The following is a 21,003-nucleotide window of genomic DNA, read 5'->3' on the forward strand; positions in this document are numbered from 1 at the left end:
AGCGGGGCCGGTCCGGGACCGGTCACGACGGGCGGCGCGGGTCGGGGGCCGGGCTGCGGTAGAGCCGGGCCACCACGTCCTCGATGTCCGGTTCGACGATCGAGACGTCACGCAGCGCGGCCAGCCCGGCCAGCGCGGAGACCACCTCCGCCACCCCCGCCGACTCCAACGCGTAGACCAACCGGCGGCCGTCGGCCTCGACCCGGTGCAGCGGCGCCCCCACCGGCTGCGGCGGCGTCGGCAACGGGGTGTCCAACTCGGCGACGACCAGCCGGCGGGAACCGTAGCGGGCGTGCAGGGCGGCGATCGAACCGTCGTGCACCACCCGGCCGTGGTCGACCACCACCAGCCGGGCGCAGAGCCGCTCGATGTCGGCCAGGTCGTGGGTGGTCAGCACCAGCGTGGTGTCGCCGGCCCGGCCCAACTCGGCGAGGAACCCCCGGACCGCCTGCTTGCTCACCACGTCCAGCCCGATGGTCGGCTCGTCGAGGAAGAGCACCTGCGGGCCGTGCAGCAGCGCCGCGGTCAACTCGCCGCGCATCCGCTGCCCCAGCGACAACTGCCGCACCGGGGTGTCCAGGAAGGCGTCCAGGTCGAGCAGGTCACGACAGCGGCGCAGCCGGGCGGCGTGGTCGGCGGCGGGCACCCGGTAGAGGTGGCGCAGCAGGTCGAACGAGTCGCCCAGCGGCAGGTCCCACCACAACTGGGACCGCTGGCCGAAGACCACCCCGATGCGCAGCGCCAGCCGGGTCCGGTCGGCGACCGGGCGCAGGCCGCAGACCCGGGCCTGACCCGCCGACGGGCTCAGCACCCCGGTGAGCATCTTCAGGGTGGTCGACTTGCCCGCCCCGTTCGGGCCGATGTAGCCGAGCATCTCGCCCTGCTCCACCCGCAGGTCGATGCCGTCCACGGCGGTGACCGTCCGCTTCTCCCGGCGTAGCCGGCCCACCTTCACCCGTACCGTGAACTCCTTGCGTAGCCCGTCCAGTTCGATGACGCTCATGACCCCGTACTCCGGTAGTGGCGGATGCCGGTGCGCCAGGCCGTCGCCGCGAGCGCGGCGGCGACCAGCGCCACCGCCGGCGCCGCCCAGCCGGCCCACGACGGCAGGCCGAGCGGGTCGGCGCGGCCCAGCAGCGCCAGCGCCGGCTGGTAACTGACGAAAGCGAACCCCAGGCCGTACGCGAAGGCGGCCCGGAACCACCCGTCGAAGATGGTCACCGGGTACGTGGTGAAGTCCCGCCCGCCGTAGGTGACCGAGTTGGCCAGCTCACCGGAGTCCACCCACCAGAACGACACGGTGGCGGTCGCCACGAAGAGCGACCCGAAGAAGACCACCCCGGCCAGCGGGGCGACCACCGCCAACGCCACCCGGGCCGGCGTCCAGTCGATCCCGGCCGAGGTCAGCGCCACCACCAGCACGCCCACCCCGAACACGCCCCGGGACACCTTGCGCAGCGGCAGGTTCATCAGCAGCAGTTGGGGCAGCGCGCCGAGCGGGCGCAGCAGCACCGCGTCGAACAGGCCGGTCCGCACGTGGGTGGGCAGCCGCTCGATGTTGCCGACCAGCAGGTCCGCCACCGCGAAGGCGCTGGCCGACAGCCCCACCATCACCAGCGTCTCGCGCAGCGTGAACCCGCCCAACTCCCGGGTCACCCCGTAGATCACCAGGACGGTGACCACGTCGAACACGGTGGCCCCCACGTTGCCCAGCAGGTCCAGCAGGAACGATGCCCGGTACGCCGTCTGCGACCGGGCCTGCGCCCCGAGCAGCGCCCGGTACGCCCGCAACGTCCCACCCGGCCGGACCGCCTCGCCGGTGCACACCCCCTGCTCAACCACCCTGCACCACCAGCCGACGTTCGGCCCGCCGCTGCACCAGCCGGCAGGCGGCCAGCACCAGCACCGCCCAGCCGAGCTGGAGCGCGACCAGGCCGACCTGGACGGCCGGCGGATCCCGCTCCACCAGCACGTCCAGCGGGGTCTGCAGCAGGCTCGGGAACGGGGTGCCACACCACAGCACCAGTTGCAGCCACTCCGGCAGAAAACGCAACGGGAAGTAGAGCCCGGCCAGCACCCCCGACCCGAGGGTCCACAGCAGCAACGGACCCCGCGCGTCCTGCCACCAGTACGCGGTGGCGTTGACCAGGAACCGGCAACCGAAGCAGAGCACCACGGCGGTCACCACGGAGACCACGAAGAGCCCGACGGTGGGCCACCGGGACGGCAGGTAGACGTCGAAGAACAACGGCCCCACCAGGACCGGCGGCAGCAGCCGGGCCAGCGCCGCGTAGCCGGCCCGACCCAGGTCGGTGGCGAGGTAGCTGGTCACCGGGTGCACCGGGCGGAGCAGGTCGGCGGCCACGTCACCGGTGCGGATCCGGTCGGCCAGGTCGCTCCAGCCCCAGAGCAGCACCACGGCGAGCAGCCCCTGCCCCACCCAGACGAAGGTGGCGAGCTGGGCCCGGTCGTACCCGCCGACGGTCCCGGAACCGGCGGCGGCCAGCAGCACCGCGCAGCGCAGGAAGCCGAACACGGTGTTGGTCACGACACCGGCCACGGCCGCCTGCCGGTAGGTGGAGTAACGACGGAAGCCGGCCCGGGATAAAGCCCCGAATGTCCGGAACCATCGGGTAACGTTTGCGCTCGTGGCAGGTGCCACAGTGGCGGTGACCGAGCCCACGCCGCTACCCTCCTTCCGCAGCCCCGCCGTGCCGGACGGGGGACTCTACCGGCATCCCGGAGCGCCCCGCACGACAATTTGCAACGAGGTGACACCGCCGTGAGCGAGCGACGCGAGCCGGGCATCGGACCGCGCCGCACGCGTGGCCACGGAGCCCCCCGATGACGGGCGGTTGGCCCGACCGTTGGGACGCCCCGCCGGAACCCGCCTGGGTGATCGAGCCGACCGGCGAATGGCATCCCCAGTTCCCCGGCCAGCGCTACCCCGGCGACATCGGCAGCCAGTACGCCGACCCCCGGGGGCGGGTCACCGCCTCCGGTCGCGCCGAGGTGCCCCCGCTCGCCCCGACCCGCCCCGACGGCACCTACCTCGGCCGGTCCTGGGCCGACCAGCAGGACGACCAGACGAACCGCCGTGGCGAACCGCGCACCGACCACGACGCGTACCGGCGACCGACCGACGACGCGTACCGGCGGCTCCCGGACGAGCCGATCTGGCAGCGGGAACGCCGTCAGCCCGCAGCGGACCGGCACGTACCCGACCGGTACGACGCACTGTCGGCCCTGGACCGGCAGACCGGTCGGACCAACTGGTCCGACCGGCGGCGCGGCACCGCCGAGCCGGCCCCGACCGGGTGGCACCACGACCGGGCCGGCGGCGACCGGCACGACACCGACCGGCACGACGACGTTGGCCGGCACGACGCCCCGCCCCGCCAGGACCGCACCGCCCCCGGTGTCACGCCGGTCTCCCCCGGCCGCCCGCCGGTATCCCCCGCCCCCCGCCACGAGCCGCCCCACGGTGCCCGGCCCGACCGGTCCACCGAACCGGGCTGGGGGGCCGCCCCGACGCAGAACCCGCCCCGCCGCCGGGTCACCGGGGAACGCCCCAGCGCCGACCGTCGCACCACCGACGACACACACGACTACGACCGGCTGACCGCCGAGGACTTCGCCGATCCCGACCAGCGGGCCGGCAACGGCGCGCAGCACCGCACCACCGGTGGGTACGAACCTCTCCCGGCCCGGCCGGCACCGACCGGACGGGACCTGCCACCCCGGTTCCGCGACGACGACCCGCTGCGGTCCCCCCGCCGGGACGACGAACGACCCGCCGCGCACAGCCACGACGACCAGCGGTACCGCCTGCCCGGGGACGCCCCACGGCACCGCCCGCCCGACGGCGGCCGAGGGGCGATGGCCCCCATTCCCGAGGAGCGTTGGCAGCACCCGCGCGGGCCCGACGAGCGCCGGTCGCCGGACCCACGCGAGGCGGCCGTGCGCAGCGAGGCGTACCCCGACCTACGCTCCCGCGAGGTGGTCACACCACCCCGCGAGCCGTGGAACACCTCCGGCACCGACCGGGCGGAGCCGCTGCGCCCCGCCCGGGAAGCGGAGCACGGTCGCGACGTCCGGCAGCCGTATGCCCGGCCGGAACGCCACCCGGCGGAGCCGACCCGGCCCACCGCCCCGCCTGCCCCGTCCGGCCCGTGGGGTCCCCGTCCCGGCCCGCCCCCGGCGCAGCCCGGCGAGCACCCCGCCACTGCCCGCCCGGGCCACGCCGACGCCACCAACCCGGGCGTCGGGCGGCCCGGCCCGGTGCCGCCGGGCACGCCCGTACCGCCGGCCGACCTGCCGACCCGGCAGCGCCGCACCGACCGGTGGTCGCCCGCGCCCGACCCGGACGAGACCGCCCCGGTCTCGGCGCCGCCGGCCGCCCGGTTGCACCTCGAGTTCCGCCAGCCCACGCCGGCCACCCCGCCGGCCGACCGGCCCACCACGGGGTCCGGCACCGACCGGGCCGTTCCCGGGCGGACCCCGGCGGCGGCCACGGGTGGCTCCGCAACCGACCGGACCGCTCTGGAGATCACCCCGGACCGACCACGCCGGTACGTCCCACCGACGCCGGAACCCGACCCGACCGACCACCGGGACACCGCTGCCCGTACCACGTCCGGGGGTGCCGCAGCCTGGTTCCAACCCGGCCGCTCGGCCTCCGCACCAACCACGCCCGCCGCACCGTCCAGCCCGACCACACCGCCCGGCCCAACCACGACACCGCCCCGCCCGACGCCCACGCCATCCCGCCCGACGCCCACGCCGCCCGGCCCCACGCCCACGCCGCCCGACCAGACCGTGTCGCACAGGCCGACCGCGTCGGCCGGCGCAGCGCCCGCCACGGTCGAGCCGCCGGCACCGCGCACCGGTCGACCGGCCTCCACCCCACCCCCCTCGGACGTGTCACGGGCGGAGGGCACGGAGGTCCGGGCCCCCCGCTCGCCGGCCCCCGCCGCCGCTGGCCGGCCGACCCCGCCCATCGCTCCCCCTCCCGCCGAGGACCGGCCGGAGACCCCGGTAGCCGACGCCGCCGACACCCGTGGGCGGCCGACCGTCGTCGACCGCGAAACGGGGTCGGCCGCCCACGGGCTCGCCGAGCGCGAAACGGGGCCGGTGGACCTGGCGACCAGTTCCGGCGCCTCCGGCATCCGACCCGGTCCCGACCGTGGTCCCCTGCCGACCGCCGGTCGGGACGCCCCGTCCCCACTCGCCGGCCCCCCGGGTGGGACCGGGCTGCCTCCGTCAACTGACCCCGGCACGGCCGGCCCCGGCACGGTCGCCGGCACCCGCCCGACCGCCCCTGTCACGGACGGCACCGGCACGGACGAAACCGGACCGGCCGACGACGATCCGGCCACCGGTACCGCCACGGGCGTGAGTGCCGCCGCGGCGGCGACCACCGCTCCCACGCCGCCCGACACCGCAACGTTGCCGGGCACCACGCCACCGCCGGGCACCGCGACACCGCCGGGCACCGCGGCACCGCCCCGCCCGACAGCGCCGACCGATACACCACCACCGCCCGGCACCACGCCACCGCCGCCCACCACGCCACCGCGCGGCACCGCAGCACCGCCGGGCACCATGCCACCGCCCGGCACCCCGGCACGGGCCGGCACCACGACACCGCCCGGCACCACAGCACCGGTCGACACCCCGGCACCGACCAGCGCGGGGGTGTCGAACGCCACGGCAGCGCCGACCGCCGCCGGAGTTCCGCCGGGCGACCTCGCACGGGCAACCGCCGCGCCCGCCACCGACGCGGTGGCCGACGCCGTCGGGCCGGCCGGTGGCACACCGGAGCCGGCCACCACCGGGACCCGACCGGACACCACCGGGGTCCAGCAGACCGCTACCGGGGTCCAGCCGGAGACCACCAGCCTGGCGGCGACGGTCGTCGGCGGCCTGGACCGGACGTCATCTCCGGACCGGCCCCCGGCTCCGGGACGAGCCACGACCACGAACCCGACCACCAGCACGGAACGGAACACAGCTCCCGAAGGGGCCACGACCACCGGGCAGATCACGACCACCGGGCAGACCTCGACCACGGACCGGTCCGGCACTGCCGAACAGGCTGCGGCACCCGAGCTGGTCCCGGCCACGGACGGTGCCGCTGCTGCCCGGCAGGCCGCGTCGACGCACCTGCCCCAGGGCGATCCGGAGCAGGCGCTGGCCGGCTACCGGTGGCAGCTGGACCCGCAGACCCTGCGCGAGGTGGTCGACGACCCGACCGAACTACGACTCATCCGCCGCCGGTTGACCGAGAAGCTCGCCTCGGCCCTGGACAACCGGGCCCGGGCCCGGCTGCTCAGTCTGAGGGCGGTGCTCTCCCGGCTGGTCGGCGACCTCGCCGACGCGGTGGCCGACGGCCGGCTCGCGCTGACCTACGCCGAGGCGACCGGTGAACTGCGGCGTACCGCGCTGGCCCGGGCGCGGCTGGCCGAGGCGCTGCGCTGGAAGGGTGAGTTCGCCGAGGCCGACCGGCTCTTCGCCGAGGCGAACTCGACGGAGCTGCCGGACCGGCTGCGGTCGGCCCTGCACGAACACGCCGGCCGGTGCTGCTATGACCAGGGCCGGTTGATCGAGGCGTGCGGGCACTTCGAGCGGGCCCTCGACCTGCACCGGGCCGACGATCCGGAGCTGACCGAGCGGATCGGGGTGGCGCTGGACGCGGTGTACGCGCGTGCGGTGGCCCGGGAGGGGTTCGGGCCGTACCCACGCAGCCGTGACGAGGTGCGGCACGGCCGCCGCTCCCCGCGGCCCACCCAGGACGGCCGGGGCCGCTGGGGGTACGCGGACACCGACGGTGACCTCGTCGTCGACTACCGCTACGCCGAGGCGCAGCCGTTCCACGAGCGGCTGGCCTGGGTACGCCACCCCGACCAGGCCGGCTGGGAGCTGATCGACGAGTCGGGCGTCACCCGGCTCGACACCGCGTACGCCCGGGTGCTGGCCTTCTCCGACGGCCTGGCCTGGGTGTCGCAGGGCGGCGACGCGGACTGGTCGGCGATCGAGCCCGACGGGACGGTGGTGGTGCCGGCGGGTTTCGAGGAGGTACGACCGTTCCGGGCCGGGGTGGCGGCCGTACGGCGGGGCGGCTGGGGGGCGGTGGACCGGCACGGTCGACTGGTCGTCCCCCCGCGCTACCACGGGCTCGACACGATGCTGTCCGACGGTCGCCGGCTCGACGGCTTCACCGACGAGGGGCTGGCCGTGGTGGAGCTGGCCGGCCGCCGGGGCGTGCTCGACCGCACCGGCGCGGTGCTGGTCCGGCCGGTGCACCCGGCGTTGGTGATCCACCCGGTGGCGTTCCTGATCGGCGACGGGATGAGCCACTGGGGGGCGTTGGACCGGCGGGGCGAACCGCTGATCCCCCCGGTGCACCCCGACTGGGACACGGTGGTGGCGGAGATCGACAGGCTGCTCGCCGACACCCACCCGGTGCTCTGACGCCCGACCGCGTCGGCGGGTGCCCGGGGCCGGTCGGGGCTAGGGTCGCAGGATGGAATTCCGACACCTTGGCCGTTCGGGCCTCATGGTCAGTGAGATCTCGTACGGCAACTGGATCACCCACGGTTCCCAGGTCGAGGAGGAGGCGGCGCTGGCGTGTGTCCGGGCCGCCCTGGACAACGGCATCACCACCTTCGACACCGCCGACGTCTACGCCGGCACGCGCGCCGAGACGGTGCTCGGCAAGGCCCTCGCCGGGGAGCGCCGGGAGGGGTTGGAGATCTTCACCAAGGTCTACTGGCCGACCGGCCCCGGCCGCAACGACCGTGGTCTGTCCCGCAAACACATCATGGAGTCGATCAACGGTTCGCTACGCCGCCTCCAGACCGACCACGTGGACCTCTACCAGGCCCACCGGTACGACTACAGCACGCCGCTGGAGGAGACGATGGAGGCGTTCGCCGACGTCGTACGTGCCGGCAAGGCGCACTACATCGGTGTGTCGGAGTGGAAGGCGTCACAGCTGCGCGAGGCGCACGCCCTCGCCCGGGAACTGCGCATCCCGCTGGTGTCCAACCAGCCGCAGTACTCGATGCTGTGGCGGGTCATCGAGGCCGAGGTGGTGCCCGCCAGCGAGGAGCTGGGCATCTCCCAGATCGTCTGGTCGCCGATGGCCCAGGGGGTGCTGTCCGGCAAGTACCTGCCGGGCCAGCCGCCGCCGGCCGGTTCCCGGGCCACCGACGAGAAGTCCGGTGCCAACTTCATCGCGCAGTGGCTGGGCGACGAGGTGCTGACCCGGGTGCAGCAGCTCAAGCCGCTCGCCGAGCAGGCCGGGCTGACCATGCCGCAGCTCGCCGTCGCCTGGGTGTTGCAGAACCCCAACGTCGCCTCGGCGATCATCGGCGCGTCCCGCCCCGACCAGGTGCACGACAACGTCAAGGCGGCCGGGGTGACCCTGGAGGCCGACCTACTCAAGGCCATCGACGAGATCGTCGCCCCGGTCACCCAACGGGACCCGGCCAAGACCGAGAGCCCGGCCCAGCGCCCCTGACCGGCGCCGGTCCCATCCCGCCCCGTCCGGGGTGGGATGGGATCAGGTCTGCCAGAAGCGGATCAGGGACAGCGCGGTGCTGTAGAGCCACGGCGGCAGGCCCAGCAGGTCGCTGAGCCAGAAGACCGCGGTGAAGAACCAGTTGCCGATGCGCGGGTTCCACAGCAGGGCGAAGAGCAGGATGAAGCCGAACGGCGCGAACATGTCGTACATCCGGCGCCACTGCGGGTTGAGCCACGGCTGGATCATGTTGCCGCCGTCCAGGCCGGGCACCGGGAGCAGGTTCAGCACGCTCGCGGTGAGCTGGAGGAACGCCAGCAGCGCCACCCCGGCCCAGAACTCGATCGGGCCGCCCGCGTCGATGCCCACCCGCAGCACCACCACCAGCAGCAGGGTGAACAGCACGTTGGTGGCCGGGCCGGCGAGGCTGACCAGGGTGTGCCGCAACCGCCCCGGGATGGCGTGCCGGTCCACCCACACCGCCCCACCGGGCAGGCCGATGCCGCCGAGCAGCACCACCACCACCGGCAGCACGATCGACAGCAGCGGGTGGGTGTACTTGAGCGGGTTCAACGTCAGGTAGCCCCGGTGGGCGATGTCCCGGTCACCGGCCCGGTAGGCGACCACCGCGTGCGCGTACTCGTGCAGGCACAGCGAGACCAGCCAGCCGGAGACGACGAAGAGGAACACGTCGAACCGGACGTTGCCCACCCCGTTCCAGACCAGCACGCCACTGGTGACGAAGAGCGCCACCAGGGCCAGGAAGATCGGGCTGGGCCGGAACGCCGCCCGGGGCACACCGAGCACCAGCGGCTCGCCCCCCGGGCGGTCGTACCCCATCACTCCGCCGTCGGCAGCAGGCTCATCCGGTAGTCCACCCGATCGTCCTCGACGAGCGTGACCGAGGTGACGCCGGACGTCGCGAGCTCCCGCCAGGTCTGACCGATCCAGGACTCGGCGTCCGCCTGGCTGCTGAACGTATCCGCCGGCCCGTCGACCGGTGCGCCGTCCGTGCCCTCGTACCGCCAGCTCCACGCCATGCCGCGTCTCCCCTCGCCGCTCAACCGTCCCCGGGGGACGGATCCCCGCAAGCGTAGTCGGCCGGTGCGGAGCGCACCGGACGCACGCCCCCTGGCTGCCGGGTTCCGCGCAGCGTGACGGGCCCGGGCCGGCGGGCGGGGCCGGGTCGGGCGGCCTTAAGGTACGGGCATGTCCGTTGACGGGTGGAACACGGTCCTGGTGCTCGGCGGTATCCGTTCGGGCAAGTCGGAGTTCGCCGAGTCCCTGGTGGCCGAAGCCCCCACGGTGCGGTACGTGGCGACGTCGGCCGCCGCCGACCCGGACGACACCGAGTGGGCCACCCGACTGGCCGCCCACCGGGCCCGCCGGCCGGGCAGCTGGACCACCGAGGAGACCGCCGGGGACCCGCGCCGGCTCGCCGACGTGCTCGCCTCGGCCGGGCCGAACGAGACGCTGCTCGTCGACGACCTGGGCGGCTGGGTGACCGTGCTGCTCGACCCCGCCCACCAGCCGGCCGACGACGTCGCCACGATCACCGAGCTGGCCGACGCGGTACGCGCCAGCGAGGCGCGGATCGTGCTGGTCAGCCCGGAGGTGGGGCTGTCGCTGGTGCCGACCACCCCGTTGGGGCGGGCGTTCACCGATGCGCTGGGCGCCGCCAACCGGGCCGTCGCGGACGCCTGCGACGCCGTCGCGCTGGTGGTCGCCGGCCAGCCGGTCTGGCTCAAGCCGGCCACCCCGGCCCGGCCGGTCGACGTACCCACCCAGGCCACCCCGACCACCGGTGCGGCCGCGCCGACCAGCGGTGTGGCGGACCCGACCGGCGGCGCGCAGCCGCCGCTGCCGGACGTGCTGACCCCCACCGTGCCGGCGGCCCCGGCCGCACCGACCGCCGACGGCACCGGCTGGGCGGCACCGACCATGGCGCTGCCGGTGGTCGCCACCGGGCTCGTCATCCAGCCCGGCATGGAACTGCCGATGCCCGACGAGTACGCCGGACCGCAGGCGGTGCAGCGGCTCGGCACCCTGGACCTGCCGGGGGCCGGGCTGGGCGTGCTGGAGCGGGTGGTCGAGTTCGCCGCCGCCACCCAGGGCACGCCGACGCCTACGCCGTGGACCGGTGTCCGGGTGCTGCTGCTGCACGGCGACCACGCCGGTGGCGCGGCGGCCGGGGCACCGGTCGGGGAGTCGGCCCGACTGGCCCGGCAGGCCCGCGCCGGCCGGGGTGCGTTGGCCCGGCTGGCCGCCGAGAGCGGTGCCAGCCTCCAGGTGGTGGACGCCCCGCCGTCCGCGCCGATCGAACACGGGCCGGCGCTGGACGCCGACGCCGTCGAGGCGGCGCTGCGCTACGGCTGGCGGTTGGCCGAGGAGGCCGCCGAGGCGGGCGTACGACTGCTGGTGCTGGGGGCCTGCGGCGCGGGCGCGGAGGCCGCTGCGGCGGCGGTGCTCGTGGCGACGGCCGGCGCGGAGGCCCCGACCGTGCTGGGTCGGGTGCACACCGCCGACGGCGAGATCGACGACGCCGCCTGGATGGTGCGGTGCGCGACCGTACGGGACGCCCTGCACCGCACCCGCCGCTCCCCCCGCGACGCCAAGGACATCCTGGCCGAGCTGGGCGGCGGCGACGTGGCGGTGGCGGCCGGTGTGCTGCTCGGTGCGACCGCCCGCCGGGTCCCGGTGCTGCTGGACGGGCCGGTCGGGCTGGCCGCTGGCATGGTCGCCCGGGACCTGGCCGGCCAGGCCCGGCACTGGTGCCTGCTGGTCGACCACGGCGGCCACCCGGCGGTCCGGCTCGCCGCCGACGTGCTCGGCCTGACCCCGCTGCTGGACCTGCGGCTCGACCTCGGCGAGGGGGCCAACGCGCTGGCCGCCCTGCCGCTGCTGCGCTCGGTGCTGGCGCTGGCCGGGTCGCTGCCCGCGCACCCGCACCACGGTGGCCCCGACGACGAGCCCACCGGCGACCCGACCGGCGACGTCGCCCCGACCACGCCGACCGCCGCCACGGCCACGCCGACCGGTGAGGTCGGGGCCACGCCGACCGGTGAGGTCGGGGCCACGCCGACCGGTGAGGTCGAGGCCAACACCGTTCCGGCCACCGCCGACCGGGCCAGCGACCTCCCGGCCGGCGACGCCGCGACCGGGGCGGCGGACCCCGACGCCGGGCCGGCCGTGGGCGAGGTGGCGGATCCCGACGCCGGGCCCGCCGGGCCGGACGCCACCCCGGAGTTCGCGGAGCCGGTGCCGGCCGGCCCGGGCCCGACCACCACCGACGCCGGGCCGGAACGCGACCCGTCCGGCCGGCGTGCCGGCTGAGTCGGGGCGCGGCGACGGGTTCCGACTGGCGCTGACCACCCTCACCACCGTGCCGGTCCGCGCCGGCCGGATCGACCGGGCCACGGCGGGCACCGCGATGGCGCTCGCCCCACTGGTCGGGGTGCTGCTCGGCGTGCTGCTCGGGGCGGTGCTGCTGGTCCTGGCCGCGCTCGCCCCACTCCTGGTCGCCGCCGGGCTGACCGTCGGAGTGGCGGCCCTGCTGACCCGGGGGCTGCACCTGGACGGGTTGGCCGACACCGTGGACGCGCTGGGGTCGTACCGGCGCGGGGCGGCGGCGCTGGAGATCATGAAAAAGCCGGACGTGGGCCCGTTCGGCGTGGTCGCGCTGGTGGTCGTCCTGCTGCTCCAGACGGCGACCCTCGCCGAGCTGGCCGGACGCTCCTGGCCGACGGCGCTCGCCGCGGTGGTCGCCGGCACCGCCGCCGGTCGGCTCGGGATCACCCTGGCCTGCCGTCGGGGCGTGCCGGCGGCCCGTCCCGACGGGATGGGCGCGCTGGTCGCCGGGACGGTCGGGCCGGTCGCACCGGTCGTCGGCACCCTCGTCGTCGCGCTGGCGGCGGTGCCGGCCGTGCCGGGCCGCCCGTGGCAGGGGCCGCTGGCCGTGCTGGTCGCCCTCGCCGTCGCCACCGGCCTGCTCCGCCATCTGGTACGCCGCCTCGGCGGGATCACCGGCGACGTGCTCGGGGCCCTCGTGGAGGTGGTGACCACGCTGGTCTACCTGGGCTTGGTGCTGTCCGGCTGAGGACGACGCGGCGTGCCGGGTAGCGTTTGCCCCGACAACACCGGCACGGCCTTCCGGGGGACGACTTGCTCATCACGGACGACTTCCTGCCCGTACCGGTCCCGGAGTCGCTCAGCGCGACCTACCTGGTACCGATGGCGGGGTTGCCACCGGTGAGCCCGAAGACCGCGGTACGGGCGTTGGCGGGCCGGCTCGCCGACCCGGTCTACGGACTGGCCACGCAGATGCTGGACAGCCCGCTGATGTCGGTGGACACCCGCTCGATCGACGAGTTCCCGCAGCTGCCGCCGGACCTGCTCACCGCCTTCGGCGCGACCGAGGCCCAGTTGGGCCGGCTCGCCGCCGCCAGCCACCTGGTGGTGGTGCAGGCCGAGTACCGGCCGGGTTGGCCACCGGCGCACGAGTGGGCGGCCCGCGCGGTGGCCGCCGCCGTCGCCGAATCCGTCGACGGTGACGTGGTGGACGTGTTCGGGTTGCAGTTCCTCGACCCGGCGACGGCGCTGAAGTCGCTGCCGGACGCACAGGGCCGCATCCGGCTGGTCGACTGGGTGCTGGTCCCGTACTCCTCGGACACCGAGGGGCTGTGGTTCACCACCAAGGGGTTGCGCCGCTTCGGGCTGCTGGAGTTGCAGACCCAGGGGGTGCCCGACCACCTCACCCGGGCCTGGGGCGCGGTGCTGACCGGTGCCGCCCGCCGGCTGCTGCGGGACTGGACCGACGGGCTCGCCGGCGAGGAGGTGCCGGCGTTCGTGCAGCTGCCGGTGCTGGCCACGGTGACCGGCCACGACATCGCGGTGGCGTACGGCAACCCGGAGCAGCACGGCGCGACGGCCCCGGTGCTGCTGCGTCTGGAGCTGGACCCGGCGACCGACCCGGAGGCCGACTCGTTCCTCAGCCTGCGCCCGCCGCCCGGCCACCCCGGGCCGGACGGTCGCTACTTCGCGGCGGCCTGCGCGACCCTCTTCTCCGGCATCGAGCCGGACGTCCGGTACGCCCGCTCGGGCGACGCGATGAGCCGGGCCGTCGCCACCGCCCGCGCCGGGTTGGACGACATCCGGGCCCGGTTCCTCGCCGACGGGCTGCCACCGGAGGCCCAACTGGTGGTCAAGTACGGCCTACCCGGCGACGACGGCCCCGAGTACGTCTGGGCCGGGGTCAACTCGTGGGACGCCCCGGAGCGGATCGTCGGCGCGAGCGCCAGCGACGCCAACACCGACCCCACCGTCCGGATCGGCTCCCCGGTCGAGGTGGCCGTCACCGAGGTCGTCGACTGGGCGGTCCTCGACGGCACCGGCGTCATCGAGGGCGGCTGGACCCAGGCCGTCCTCGACGCCGGCGAACGCCCCCACCCCACCCACTAACCCCACCCGCCCTCGCCCTCGCCCCGCCTCGCCCCGGCCCGGCCCGGCCCGGTGAGCAAGAGGTTTACGTCAAAATCTCGGCCTGACATGACGTAAACCTCTTGATCACCGAGCCCAAGTCGGGGTCGCGGGAGCTGGCCTCGGGTGATCAAGAGGTTTAGGTCAGGATTTCGGCCCGACGTGACGTAAACCTCTTGATCACCGAGGCCAGCCCGGGGGCCGAGGACAGAACCGGTGGGTGGGGTCAGCGGACGGAGGGGGTGACGAAGGGGGGGCGGGTGATGCGCATCTGGGCGCGGCGGCCCCGGATGTCGACCTCGACGAGGTCGCCGTCGGCGAGTTTCGGGTCGGTGTCCAGCAGGGCGAGGGCGATGCCCTGCTTGCGGGTGGGGCTGAAGGTGCCGCTGGTGACCGTGCCGACCGGGGCGTCACCGGCGTGGACGGTCATTCCGGCACGGGGGATGGCCCGGTCGACGGCCTCCAGGCCGCGCAGCGTACGGCGGGGGCCGGCGGTCTTCTCGGCGCGCAGCGCGTCGCGGCCCCAGAAGGCCGGCTTGTCCCAGCCGACGGCCCATCCGGAGCGCCCCTGCACGGGGGTGATGTCCAGGGAGAGGTCCTGCCCGTGCAGCGGGTAGCCCATCTCGGTACGCAGGGTGTCCCGGGCGCCCAGCCCGCAGGCGCGCAGCTCGACCTGCTCCCCGGCGGCGAAGAGCGCGTCCCAGACGGCGACGGCGTGTTCGGCCGGCACCACCAGCTCGTAGCCCAGCTCACCGGTGTAGCCGGTACGGCAGACGGTCAGTTCGGCACCGGCCAGTGTCGCCGGGGAGAAGCTCATGTAGTCGTGCCCGGTGGGCAGGCCCAGCGCGTCGAGCAGCTCGGCCGAGCGGGGGCCCTGCACGGCCAGCACCGCGTACCGGTCGTGTTCGTCGGTGACCTCGACGTCGGCCGGGGCGGCGGCGCGCAGCCGGCGTACCACCTCGGCGGTGTTCGCCGCGTTGGGGATGAGGAAGACGTGGTCGTCGGCGTACCGGTAGACGATGATGTCGTCGACCACCCCGCCGGTGGCGTCGTCGCAGCAGAGCGTGTACTGCGCCTTGCCCGCCCCGATCCGGTCCAGGTCGTTGGTCAGGCAGGAGTTGACGAACCGCGCCGCGCCGGGGCCGGTGACCCGCGCCTTGCCCAGGTGTGAGACGTCGAAGACGCCGACCGCCGTCCGGACCGCCGCGTGTTCCCTGAGTACGCCGCCGCCGGCGTACTCCAGGGGCATCTCCCAGCCCCCGAAGGGGGCGAACTTGGCACCGAGCGCGGTGTGCCGCGCGTGCAGCGGGGAACGGCGCAGCCGGGTCGCGGCGGCGTCGGAGGTCACGTCCGTCATGGGTGGCAACTTACCGGTGGGTGCGCCGCTGGTTAGCATCGGCGGGACCCGTCGGCAGTTCGGCGGGACGCACCCGCGCTCCGGCGGTTAGGTTGCCGCCGGAGACCATCACCGCCGGTACGCGACGACGCGGCCGGCCCGGCCCGCCCGGAGTAGCTCAGTGACATCGTCCAGCACCACCCTCAGCCTGGTCGACACCGACCCCGCCGAGCTCACGGTCGACGCGATCGTGATCGGCGTACACAGTCAGACCACCGGCCCGGACGCCACGAGCGGTCCCGCCGGCACCCTGCTGCTGGCCGACGGCGCGGAGAGTATCGCCGCCGCCTTCGACGGCAAGCTGACCGCGACGCTGGCCCTGCTCGGCGCGACCGGCGGCCCCGGCGAGGTGATCAAGCTGGCCACGCTGGGCACCGTCACCGCACCGCTGGTCGTGGCGGTCGGGCTGGGTCCGGAGCCGACCGGTGCCGCCCCCGCCCCGGAGACCCTGCGCCGGGCCGCCGGCGCGGCGGTCCGGGCGCTGGCCGGGGCACCCCGGGTGGCCCTGAGCCTGCCGCTGCCCGACAATGCCGACGCCCCGGCCGTGCTGCGCGCGGTCGCCGAGGGCGCGCTGCTCGGCGGCTACCGGTTCGCCGGTTACAAGACCAAGCCGCAGCCGTCCCGGCGGGAGCCGGTGGCCGAGGTGCTGATCGCCGTACCGGACGCCGCCGACGCGACCGCCAAGGCCGAGATCGACCGGGCCACCGCGGTGGCCGGTGCGGTGCGCACCAGCCGGGACTGGGTCAACACCGCGCCGAACGAGCTGCGTCCGCCGGCCTTCGCCGACGCCGTCGCCACCGCCGCCCGCGCCGCCGGCCTCGACGTCGAGGTGCTCGACGAGCAGGAGCTGAGGGCCGGCGGGTACGGCGGCATCACCGCCGTCGGGCAGGGCTCCGAGGCCCCGCCGCGCCTGGTCAAGCTCACCTGGACCCCGCAGGGTGAGACGAACGGCAAGCGGGTCGCGCTGGTCGGCAAGGGCATCACCTTCGACACCGGCGGTATCTCGATCAAGCCGGCGCAGGGCATGTGGGAGATGAAGTCCGACATGGCCGGCGCGGCGGCCGTCGGGGCGGCGATGCTGGCGATCGCCGCGCTCAAGCCGTCCGTGACGGTGACCGGTTACCTGCCGATGGCGGAGAACATGCCGTCGGGCACCAGCTACCGGCCGGGTGACGTGGTCACCATGTTCAACGGCAAGCGGGTCGAGGTGCTCAACACCGACGCCGAGGGCCGGATGATCCTCGGCGACGCGATGGCCCGGGCCTGCGCCGACGGCACCGACTACCTGTTCGAGACGTCCACCCTCACCGGTGGTCAGGTGATCTCGTTGGGCAAGCGGATCGCCGGGGTGATGGGTACCCCCGAGTTGTGCGAGCGGGTGAAGGTGGCCGGTGACACGGTCGGCGAGCCGGCCTGGCCGATGCCGCTGCCGGACGACGTCCGCAAGGGCATGGACTCGGACGTGGCGGACATCTCGCAGGTCAACGCGGGCATGGACCGGGCCGGTCACATGCTCCAGGGCGGGGTGTTCCTGCGCGAGTTCGTCACCGACGACGTCGCCTGGGCGCACATCGACATCGCCGGCCCCGGCTACCACTCGGGTGAGCCGACCGGCTACTGGACCAAGGGCGGCACCGGTGTGCCGGTGCGTACCCTGGTGCAGCTGGTCGAGGACGTCGCCGCCAACGGCTGACGGATTCGCGACACGACGACGGGACGCCCACGGGCGTCCCGTCCGCGTTTTCCCGGGCCGGGCGCGTCGCCGGTCGGGCGTGACGTCGCCGGCACCGGGCGGGGCGGGGCGGGGCTCAGAACAGCTCGGGTCGGCGTTTGCGGCGTTCGTTGTAGTCGCGCATCCGCTGCGGGTAGCCCATCAGCCGGACGTCGTAGATCGGGATGCCCAGGGCGTGCGCGAAGCGGCGGGCGCCCTCCGGGCCGTCGATGCGCCGCCGGGTCCACTCGCCGTCGTCGGCGATCATGATGACGGTGGTCTCGGTCATCGTGGTCCGGGGTTCGATGAACGCCTCGACCCCCCGGCGGGTGCGGGCGAAGTTGGCCAGGTGATCCAGGTCAGCCCGTTCGGCCGGCCGGTCACGGTTGGCCGGGGTCGGCGGTTTGCGTCGCCGGAACAGCGCCACCGGGCTACTCCTCTCCCCCGTCCGTCGTCGAGGACGGTGCCAAGAGTACGTGTCGGGGACGTGTCGTTGGGCACCTCGGTACGCGCCCCGGACGGGCAAGTGACAAGATGACCGAGGTGGGGTCTGCCCGTGCCGCCCCGCCGTGACCCCCCGATGCAGCGAAGCGACCAGGGAGTTGGACGTGAGCGAGCCGAACGACGCAACCTTCGACATCGTCATTCTCGGAGGTGGCAGCGGCGGCTACGCGGCGGCGCTGCGTGCCGCCCAGCTTGACCTCTCCGTCGCGCTGATCGAGAAGGGCAAGCTCGGCGGCACCTGCCTGCACAACGGCTGCATCCCGACCAAGGCGCTGCTGCACGCGGCGGAGATCGCCGACCAGACCCGGGAGTCGGCGCAGTTCGGCGTCCAGGCCGAGCTGGTCGGCATCGACATGGCCGGGGTCAACGCGTACAAGGACGGGGTGATCTCCCGCCTCTACAAGGGCCTGCAGGGGCTGGTCGGCGGCAACAAGAACATCACCTTCGTGGCGGGTGCCGGCAAGCTGGTCGGCAAGAACGTCGTCGAGGTCGACGGCAAGCGCTACACCGGCCGCAACGTGATCCTGGCCTCCGGTTCGTACGCCAAGAGCCTGCCCGGCCTGGAGGTCGACGGCGAGCGGATCATCACCAGCGACCACGCGCTGACCCTGGACCGGGTGCCCGCGTCGGTGATCGTGCTGGGCGGCGGCGTGATCGGCGTCGAGTTCGCCAGCGTGTGGAAGTCCTTCGGGGTGGACGTCACCATCGTCGAGGCGCTGCCCCGGCTGGTGGCCGCCGAGGACGAGGAGTCGTCCAAGGCGCTGGAGCGGGCGTTCCGCAAGCGGAAGATCAACTTCAAGGTCGGCAAGCCCTTCGAGAAGGTCGAGAAGACCGAGAAGGGCGTCAAGCTGACCATCGCCGGCGGCGAGACCGTCGAGGCCGAGCTGCTGCTGGTCGCCGTCGGCCGGGGCCCGAACACCGCCGACCTCGGCTACGCCGAGCAGGGCGTCAAGCTCGACCGGGGGTACGTGCTGACCGACGAGCGGCTGCGCACCGGCGTGCCGAACGTCTACGCGGTCGGCGACATCGTGCCCGGCCTCCAGCTCGCCCACCGGGGTTTCGCCCAGGGCATCTTCGTCGCCGAGGAGATCGCCGGCCTGAACCCGGCCGTGATCGACGAGGCCGGCATCCCGCGCGTCACCTACTCCGACCCGGAGCTGGCGTCGGTGGGGCTGACCGAGGCCAAGGCCAAGGAGCAGTACGGCGACAAGGTCAAGGTCTACAACTACAACCTCGGCGGCAACGGCAAGAGCCAGATCCTCAAGACCGCCGGTTTCGTGAAGCTGGTACGCGTCGAGGACGGGCCGGTGGTCGGCGTACACATGGTCGGTGCCCGGGTCGGTGAGCTGATCGGCGAGGCGCAGCTCATCTACAACTGGGAGGCCTACCCGGCGGAGGTGGCGCAGCTCGTACACGCCCACCCGACCCAGAACGAGGCGCTGGGCGAGGCGCACCTGGCCCTGGCCGGCAAGCCGCTGCACGCGCACGCCTGACCCACACTCATTCCGCGACGCCGGCGGCAAGCGGGCGAGGATCGCACCAGGCCACGAAGGAGTTTCAGAACATGCCGGTATCGGTCACCATGCCTCGGCTCGGCGAGAGCGTCACCGAGGGCACCGTCACCCGCTGGCTCAAGCAGGAGGGCGAGACCGTCGAGGTCGACGAGCCGCTGCTGGAGGTCTCCACCGACAAGGTCGACACCGAGATCCCCTCCCCCGCCGCGGGGGTGCTGAGCCGGATCGTGGTCGGTGAGGACGAGACCGCCGAGGTGGGCAGCGAGCTGGCCGTCATCTCCGGCGAGGGCGAGTCGGCCGGCTCGCAGGACGACGGCGGGGCCGCCGAGCCGGAGCAGGCCGAGCCGGCCACCGAGCCGACGGCCGCCGCCGAGGGCACCGGCCCGGAGCCGGAGCAGCCGGAGCAGGAGCAGCCGGCGGCGCAGGCCGCCCCGGCGTCCTCGGGCGAGGGCACCGCGGTGAAGATGCCGGCGCTGGGCGAGAGCGTCACCGAGGGCACCGTCACCCGGTGGCTCAAGCAGGTCGGCGAGACCGTCGAGGTCGACGAGGCGCTGCTGGAGGTCTCCACCGACAAGGTCGACACCGAGATCCCGTCGCCGGTCGCCGGCACCGTTCTGGAGATCAAGGTCGCGGAGGACGAGACCGCCGCCGTCGGTGCGGACCTGGCGATCATCGGTGCGGCGGACGCCGCCCCGGCCGAGTCGACGCCGGAGCCGGAGCCCGCCCCGAAGGCGGAGGCCAAGCCCGCGCCGAAGGCCGAGCCGAAGCCGGAGCCCGAGGTCGCCGAGCCGACCCAGGGCGCGGGATACAACGAGCCGGCCGCCGAGGCCGAGTCGGCGGCCCAGCCGGCGAAGGCGGAGCAGGCTGCCCAGCCGGCCGCCCCGACCGCCACGCCGGCCCGGCCGGCCGCCCCCGTCCAGGGCGGCGGCGAGGAGGCCGCCGGTTACGTGACCCCGCTGGTGCGCAAGCTGGCCGGCCAGCACGGCGTCGACCTGGCCTCGGTCACCGGCACCGGCGTCGGTGGCCGGATCCGCAAGCAGGACGTGCTGGAGGCGGCGGAGAAGGCCAAGGCCGCCAAGGCCGCTCCGGCGGCCCCCGCGCAGCCGGCTGCGAAGGCTCCGGCGAAGCCGGCGGCCAAGGCGCAGCCGAGCGCCAAGCGCGGCAGCACCGAGAAGCTGCCCCGGATCCGGGCGACCATCGCCAAGCGGATGCAGCAGTCGCTGCACGAGATGGCGCAGCTGACCACGGTGATCGAGGTAGACGTCACCCGGATCGCCAAGCTGCGCGCCCAAGCCAAGGAGGCGTTCCAGCAGCGGCACGGCGTGAAGCTGTCGTTCCTGCCGTTCTTCGCCCTGGCGACCATCGAGGCGTTGCAGACGTACCCGATCGTCAACGCGAGCATGGACCTCGACGCGGGCACGATCACCTACCCCGACGCCGAGCACCTGGGCATCGCAGTGGACACCGAGCGCGGCCTGATGGTGCCGGTCATCCACGGTGCGGGCGACCTCAACCTGGGCGGCATCGCCAAACGGATCGCCGACCTGGCCGAGCGCACCCGGACCAACAAGATCAGCCCGGACGAGATCGCCGGGGCGACCTTCACGCTGACCAACACCGGCAGCCGGGGGGCGCTCTTCGACACCCCGATCGTGCCGTCGCCGCAGTCGGCGATGCTCGGCACCGGTGCCGTGGTGAAGCGTCCGGTCGTGGTGAACGACCCGGACCTCGGCGAGGTCGTCGCGGTCCGGTCGATGGTCTACCTGGCCCTGTCCTACGACCACCGGCTGATCGACGGCGCCGACGCGGCCCGTTTCCTGGTCGCGGTCAAGGAGCGGCTGGAGGGCGGCAACTTCGAGGCCGAGTTGGGCCTGTAACA

General features: G+C 74.6%; 15 protein-coding genes. 8 read left to right on the plus strand and 7 right to left on the minus strand.

The features are described from left to right. Positions 1–22: 22 nt before the first annotated feature. From AB0B63_RS03360 to AB0B63_RS03370, 3 genes are read right to left on the minus strand one after another with little or no spacing between them, the layout of a single operon-like run. Positions 23–1,003 (minus strand): ATP-binding cassette domain-containing protein, encoded by a 981-nt coding sequence (locus tag AB0B63_RS03360; RefSeq protein ID WP_357014235.1) that lies wholly within the window; start codon positions 1,001–1,003, stop codon positions 23–25. Further along, a complete protein-coding gene (locus tag AB0B63_RS03365) occupies positions 1,000–1,842 on the minus strand; it encodes an ABC-2 family transporter protein (RefSeq protein WP_307799479.1) in 843 nt (280 codons plus the stop codon). The genes AB0B63_RS03360 and AB0B63_RS03365 overlap by 4 nt, the downstream gene beginning before the upstream one ends. Beyond that, complete coding sequence (locus tag AB0B63_RS03370) at positions 1,835–2,683, minus strand: ABC-2 family transporter protein (protein WP_357014237.1); 849 nt, start codon at positions 2,681–2,683, stop codon at positions 1,835–1,837. Before AB0B63_RS03370 ends, AB0B63_RS03365 begins: the two co-directional genes overlap by 8 nt. A 161-nt stretch (positions 2,684–2,844) precedes the next feature. On the opposite strand from AB0B63_RS03370, the gene AB0B63_RS03375 reads away from it, so the two are divergent. Together AB0B63_RS03375 and AB0B63_RS03380 are read left to right on the plus strand one after the other, a co-directional pair. Continuing rightward, entirely contained in the window at positions 2,845–7,473 is a 4,629-nt protein-coding gene (locus tag AB0B63_RS03375; protein WP_357014239.1) for a WG repeat-containing protein, read from the plus strand. A 52-nt stretch (positions 7,474–7,525) separates the two neighbouring features. Then, positions 7,526–8,524, plus strand: coding sequence for an aldo/keto reductase family protein (locus AB0B63_RS03380; protein WP_208568739.1), 999 nt, complete (start codon positions 7,526–7,528; stop codon positions 8,522–8,524). Between the two features lie 42 nt (positions 8,525–8,566). On the opposite strand, the gene AB0B63_RS03385 is transcribed toward AB0B63_RS03380, so the two are convergent. Beyond that, positions 8,567–9,364: a site-2 protease family protein gene (locus tag AB0B63_RS03385; RefSeq protein ID WP_208568740.1), complete on the minus strand. Its 798-nt coding sequence runs from the start codon at positions 9,362–9,364 to the stop codon at positions 8,567–8,569. Further along, positions 9,364–9,564, minus strand: a complete 201-nt coding sequence (locus AB0B63_RS03390) for a hypothetical protein (protein WP_357014242.1) — start codon at positions 9,562–9,564, stop codon at positions 9,364–9,366. The genes AB0B63_RS03385 and AB0B63_RS03390 overlap by 1 nt, the downstream gene beginning before the upstream one ends. 169 nt (positions 9,565–9,733) lie before the next feature. Here AB0B63_RS03390 and AB0B63_RS03395 point away from each other — a divergent pair, with 169 nt between their 5' ends. From AB0B63_RS03395 to AB0B63_RS03405, 3 genes are all read left to right on the plus strand, one after another. Next, on the plus strand, positions 9,734–11,857 hold the full coding sequence (locus AB0B63_RS03395; protein WP_357014244.1) for a bifunctional adenosylcobinamide kinase/adenosylcobinamide-phosphate guanylyltransferase: 2,124 nt from the start codon (positions 9,734–9,736) through the stop codon (positions 11,855–11,857). After that, a complete protein-coding gene (gene cobS, locus AB0B63_RS03400; protein ID WP_357014246.1) occupies positions 11,847–12,620 on the plus strand; it encodes an adenosylcobinamide-GDP ribazoletransferase in 774 nt (257 codons plus the stop codon). Before AB0B63_RS03395 ends, cobS begins: the two co-directional genes overlap by 11 nt. Before the next feature lie 65 nt (positions 12,621–12,685). Next, complete coding sequence (locus AB0B63_RS03405; RefSeq protein WP_208568744.1) at positions 12,686–13,981, plus strand: DUF2314 domain-containing protein; 1,296 nt, start codon at positions 12,686–12,688, stop codon at positions 13,979–13,981. A 244-nt stretch (positions 13,982–14,225) separates the two neighbouring features. Here AB0B63_RS03405 and gcvT read toward each other — a convergent pair whose 3' ends face one another. Beyond that, on the minus strand, positions 14,226–15,356 hold the full coding sequence (gene gcvT, locus AB0B63_RS03410) for a glycine cleavage system aminomethyltransferase GcvT (protein ID WP_357014248.1): 1,131 nt from the start codon (positions 15,354–15,356) through the stop codon (positions 14,226–14,228). Positions 15,357–15,516: 160 nt separating this feature from the next. On the opposite strand from gcvT, the gene AB0B63_RS03415 reads away from it, so the two are divergent. After that, positions 15,517–17,088 carry a leucyl aminopeptidase gene (locus AB0B63_RS03415; protein WP_219464053.1) on the plus strand — a complete coding sequence of 524 codons (1,572 nt, stop codon included), beginning with the start codon at positions 15,517–15,519 and terminating at the stop codon, positions 17,086–17,088. A gap of 115 nt (positions 17,089–17,203) precedes the next feature. On the opposite strand, the gene AB0B63_RS03420 is transcribed toward AB0B63_RS03415, so the two are convergent. Beyond that, entirely contained in the window at positions 17,204–17,533 is a 330-nt protein-coding gene (locus AB0B63_RS03420; protein WP_208568747.1) for a hypothetical protein, read from the minus strand. A 142-nt stretch (positions 17,534–17,675) separates the two neighbouring features. Here AB0B63_RS03420 and lpdA point away from each other — a divergent pair, with 142 nt between their 5' ends. Together lpdA and sucB are read left to right on the plus strand one after the other, a co-directional pair. Then, positions 17,676–19,103, plus strand: a complete 1,428-nt coding sequence (gene lpdA, locus AB0B63_RS03425; RefSeq protein WP_208568748.1) for a dihydrolipoyl dehydrogenase — start codon at positions 17,676–17,678, stop codon at positions 19,101–19,103. 71 nt (positions 19,104–19,174) lie between these two features. Then, on the plus strand, positions 19,175–21,001 hold the full coding sequence (sucB, locus tag AB0B63_RS03430; RefSeq protein ID WP_357014252.1) for a 2-oxoglutarate dehydrogenase, E2 component, dihydrolipoamide succinyltransferase: 1,827 nt from the start codon (positions 19,175–19,177) through the stop codon (positions 20,999–21,001). Positions 21,002–21,003: the final 2 nt, after the last annotated feature.

The sequence above is a fragment of the Micromonospora sp. NPDC049081 genome (assembly GCF_040648835.1).
Classification (GTDB): domain Bacteria; phylum Actinomycetota; class Actinomycetes; order Mycobacteriales; family Micromonosporaceae; genus Micromonospora; species Micromonospora antibiotica.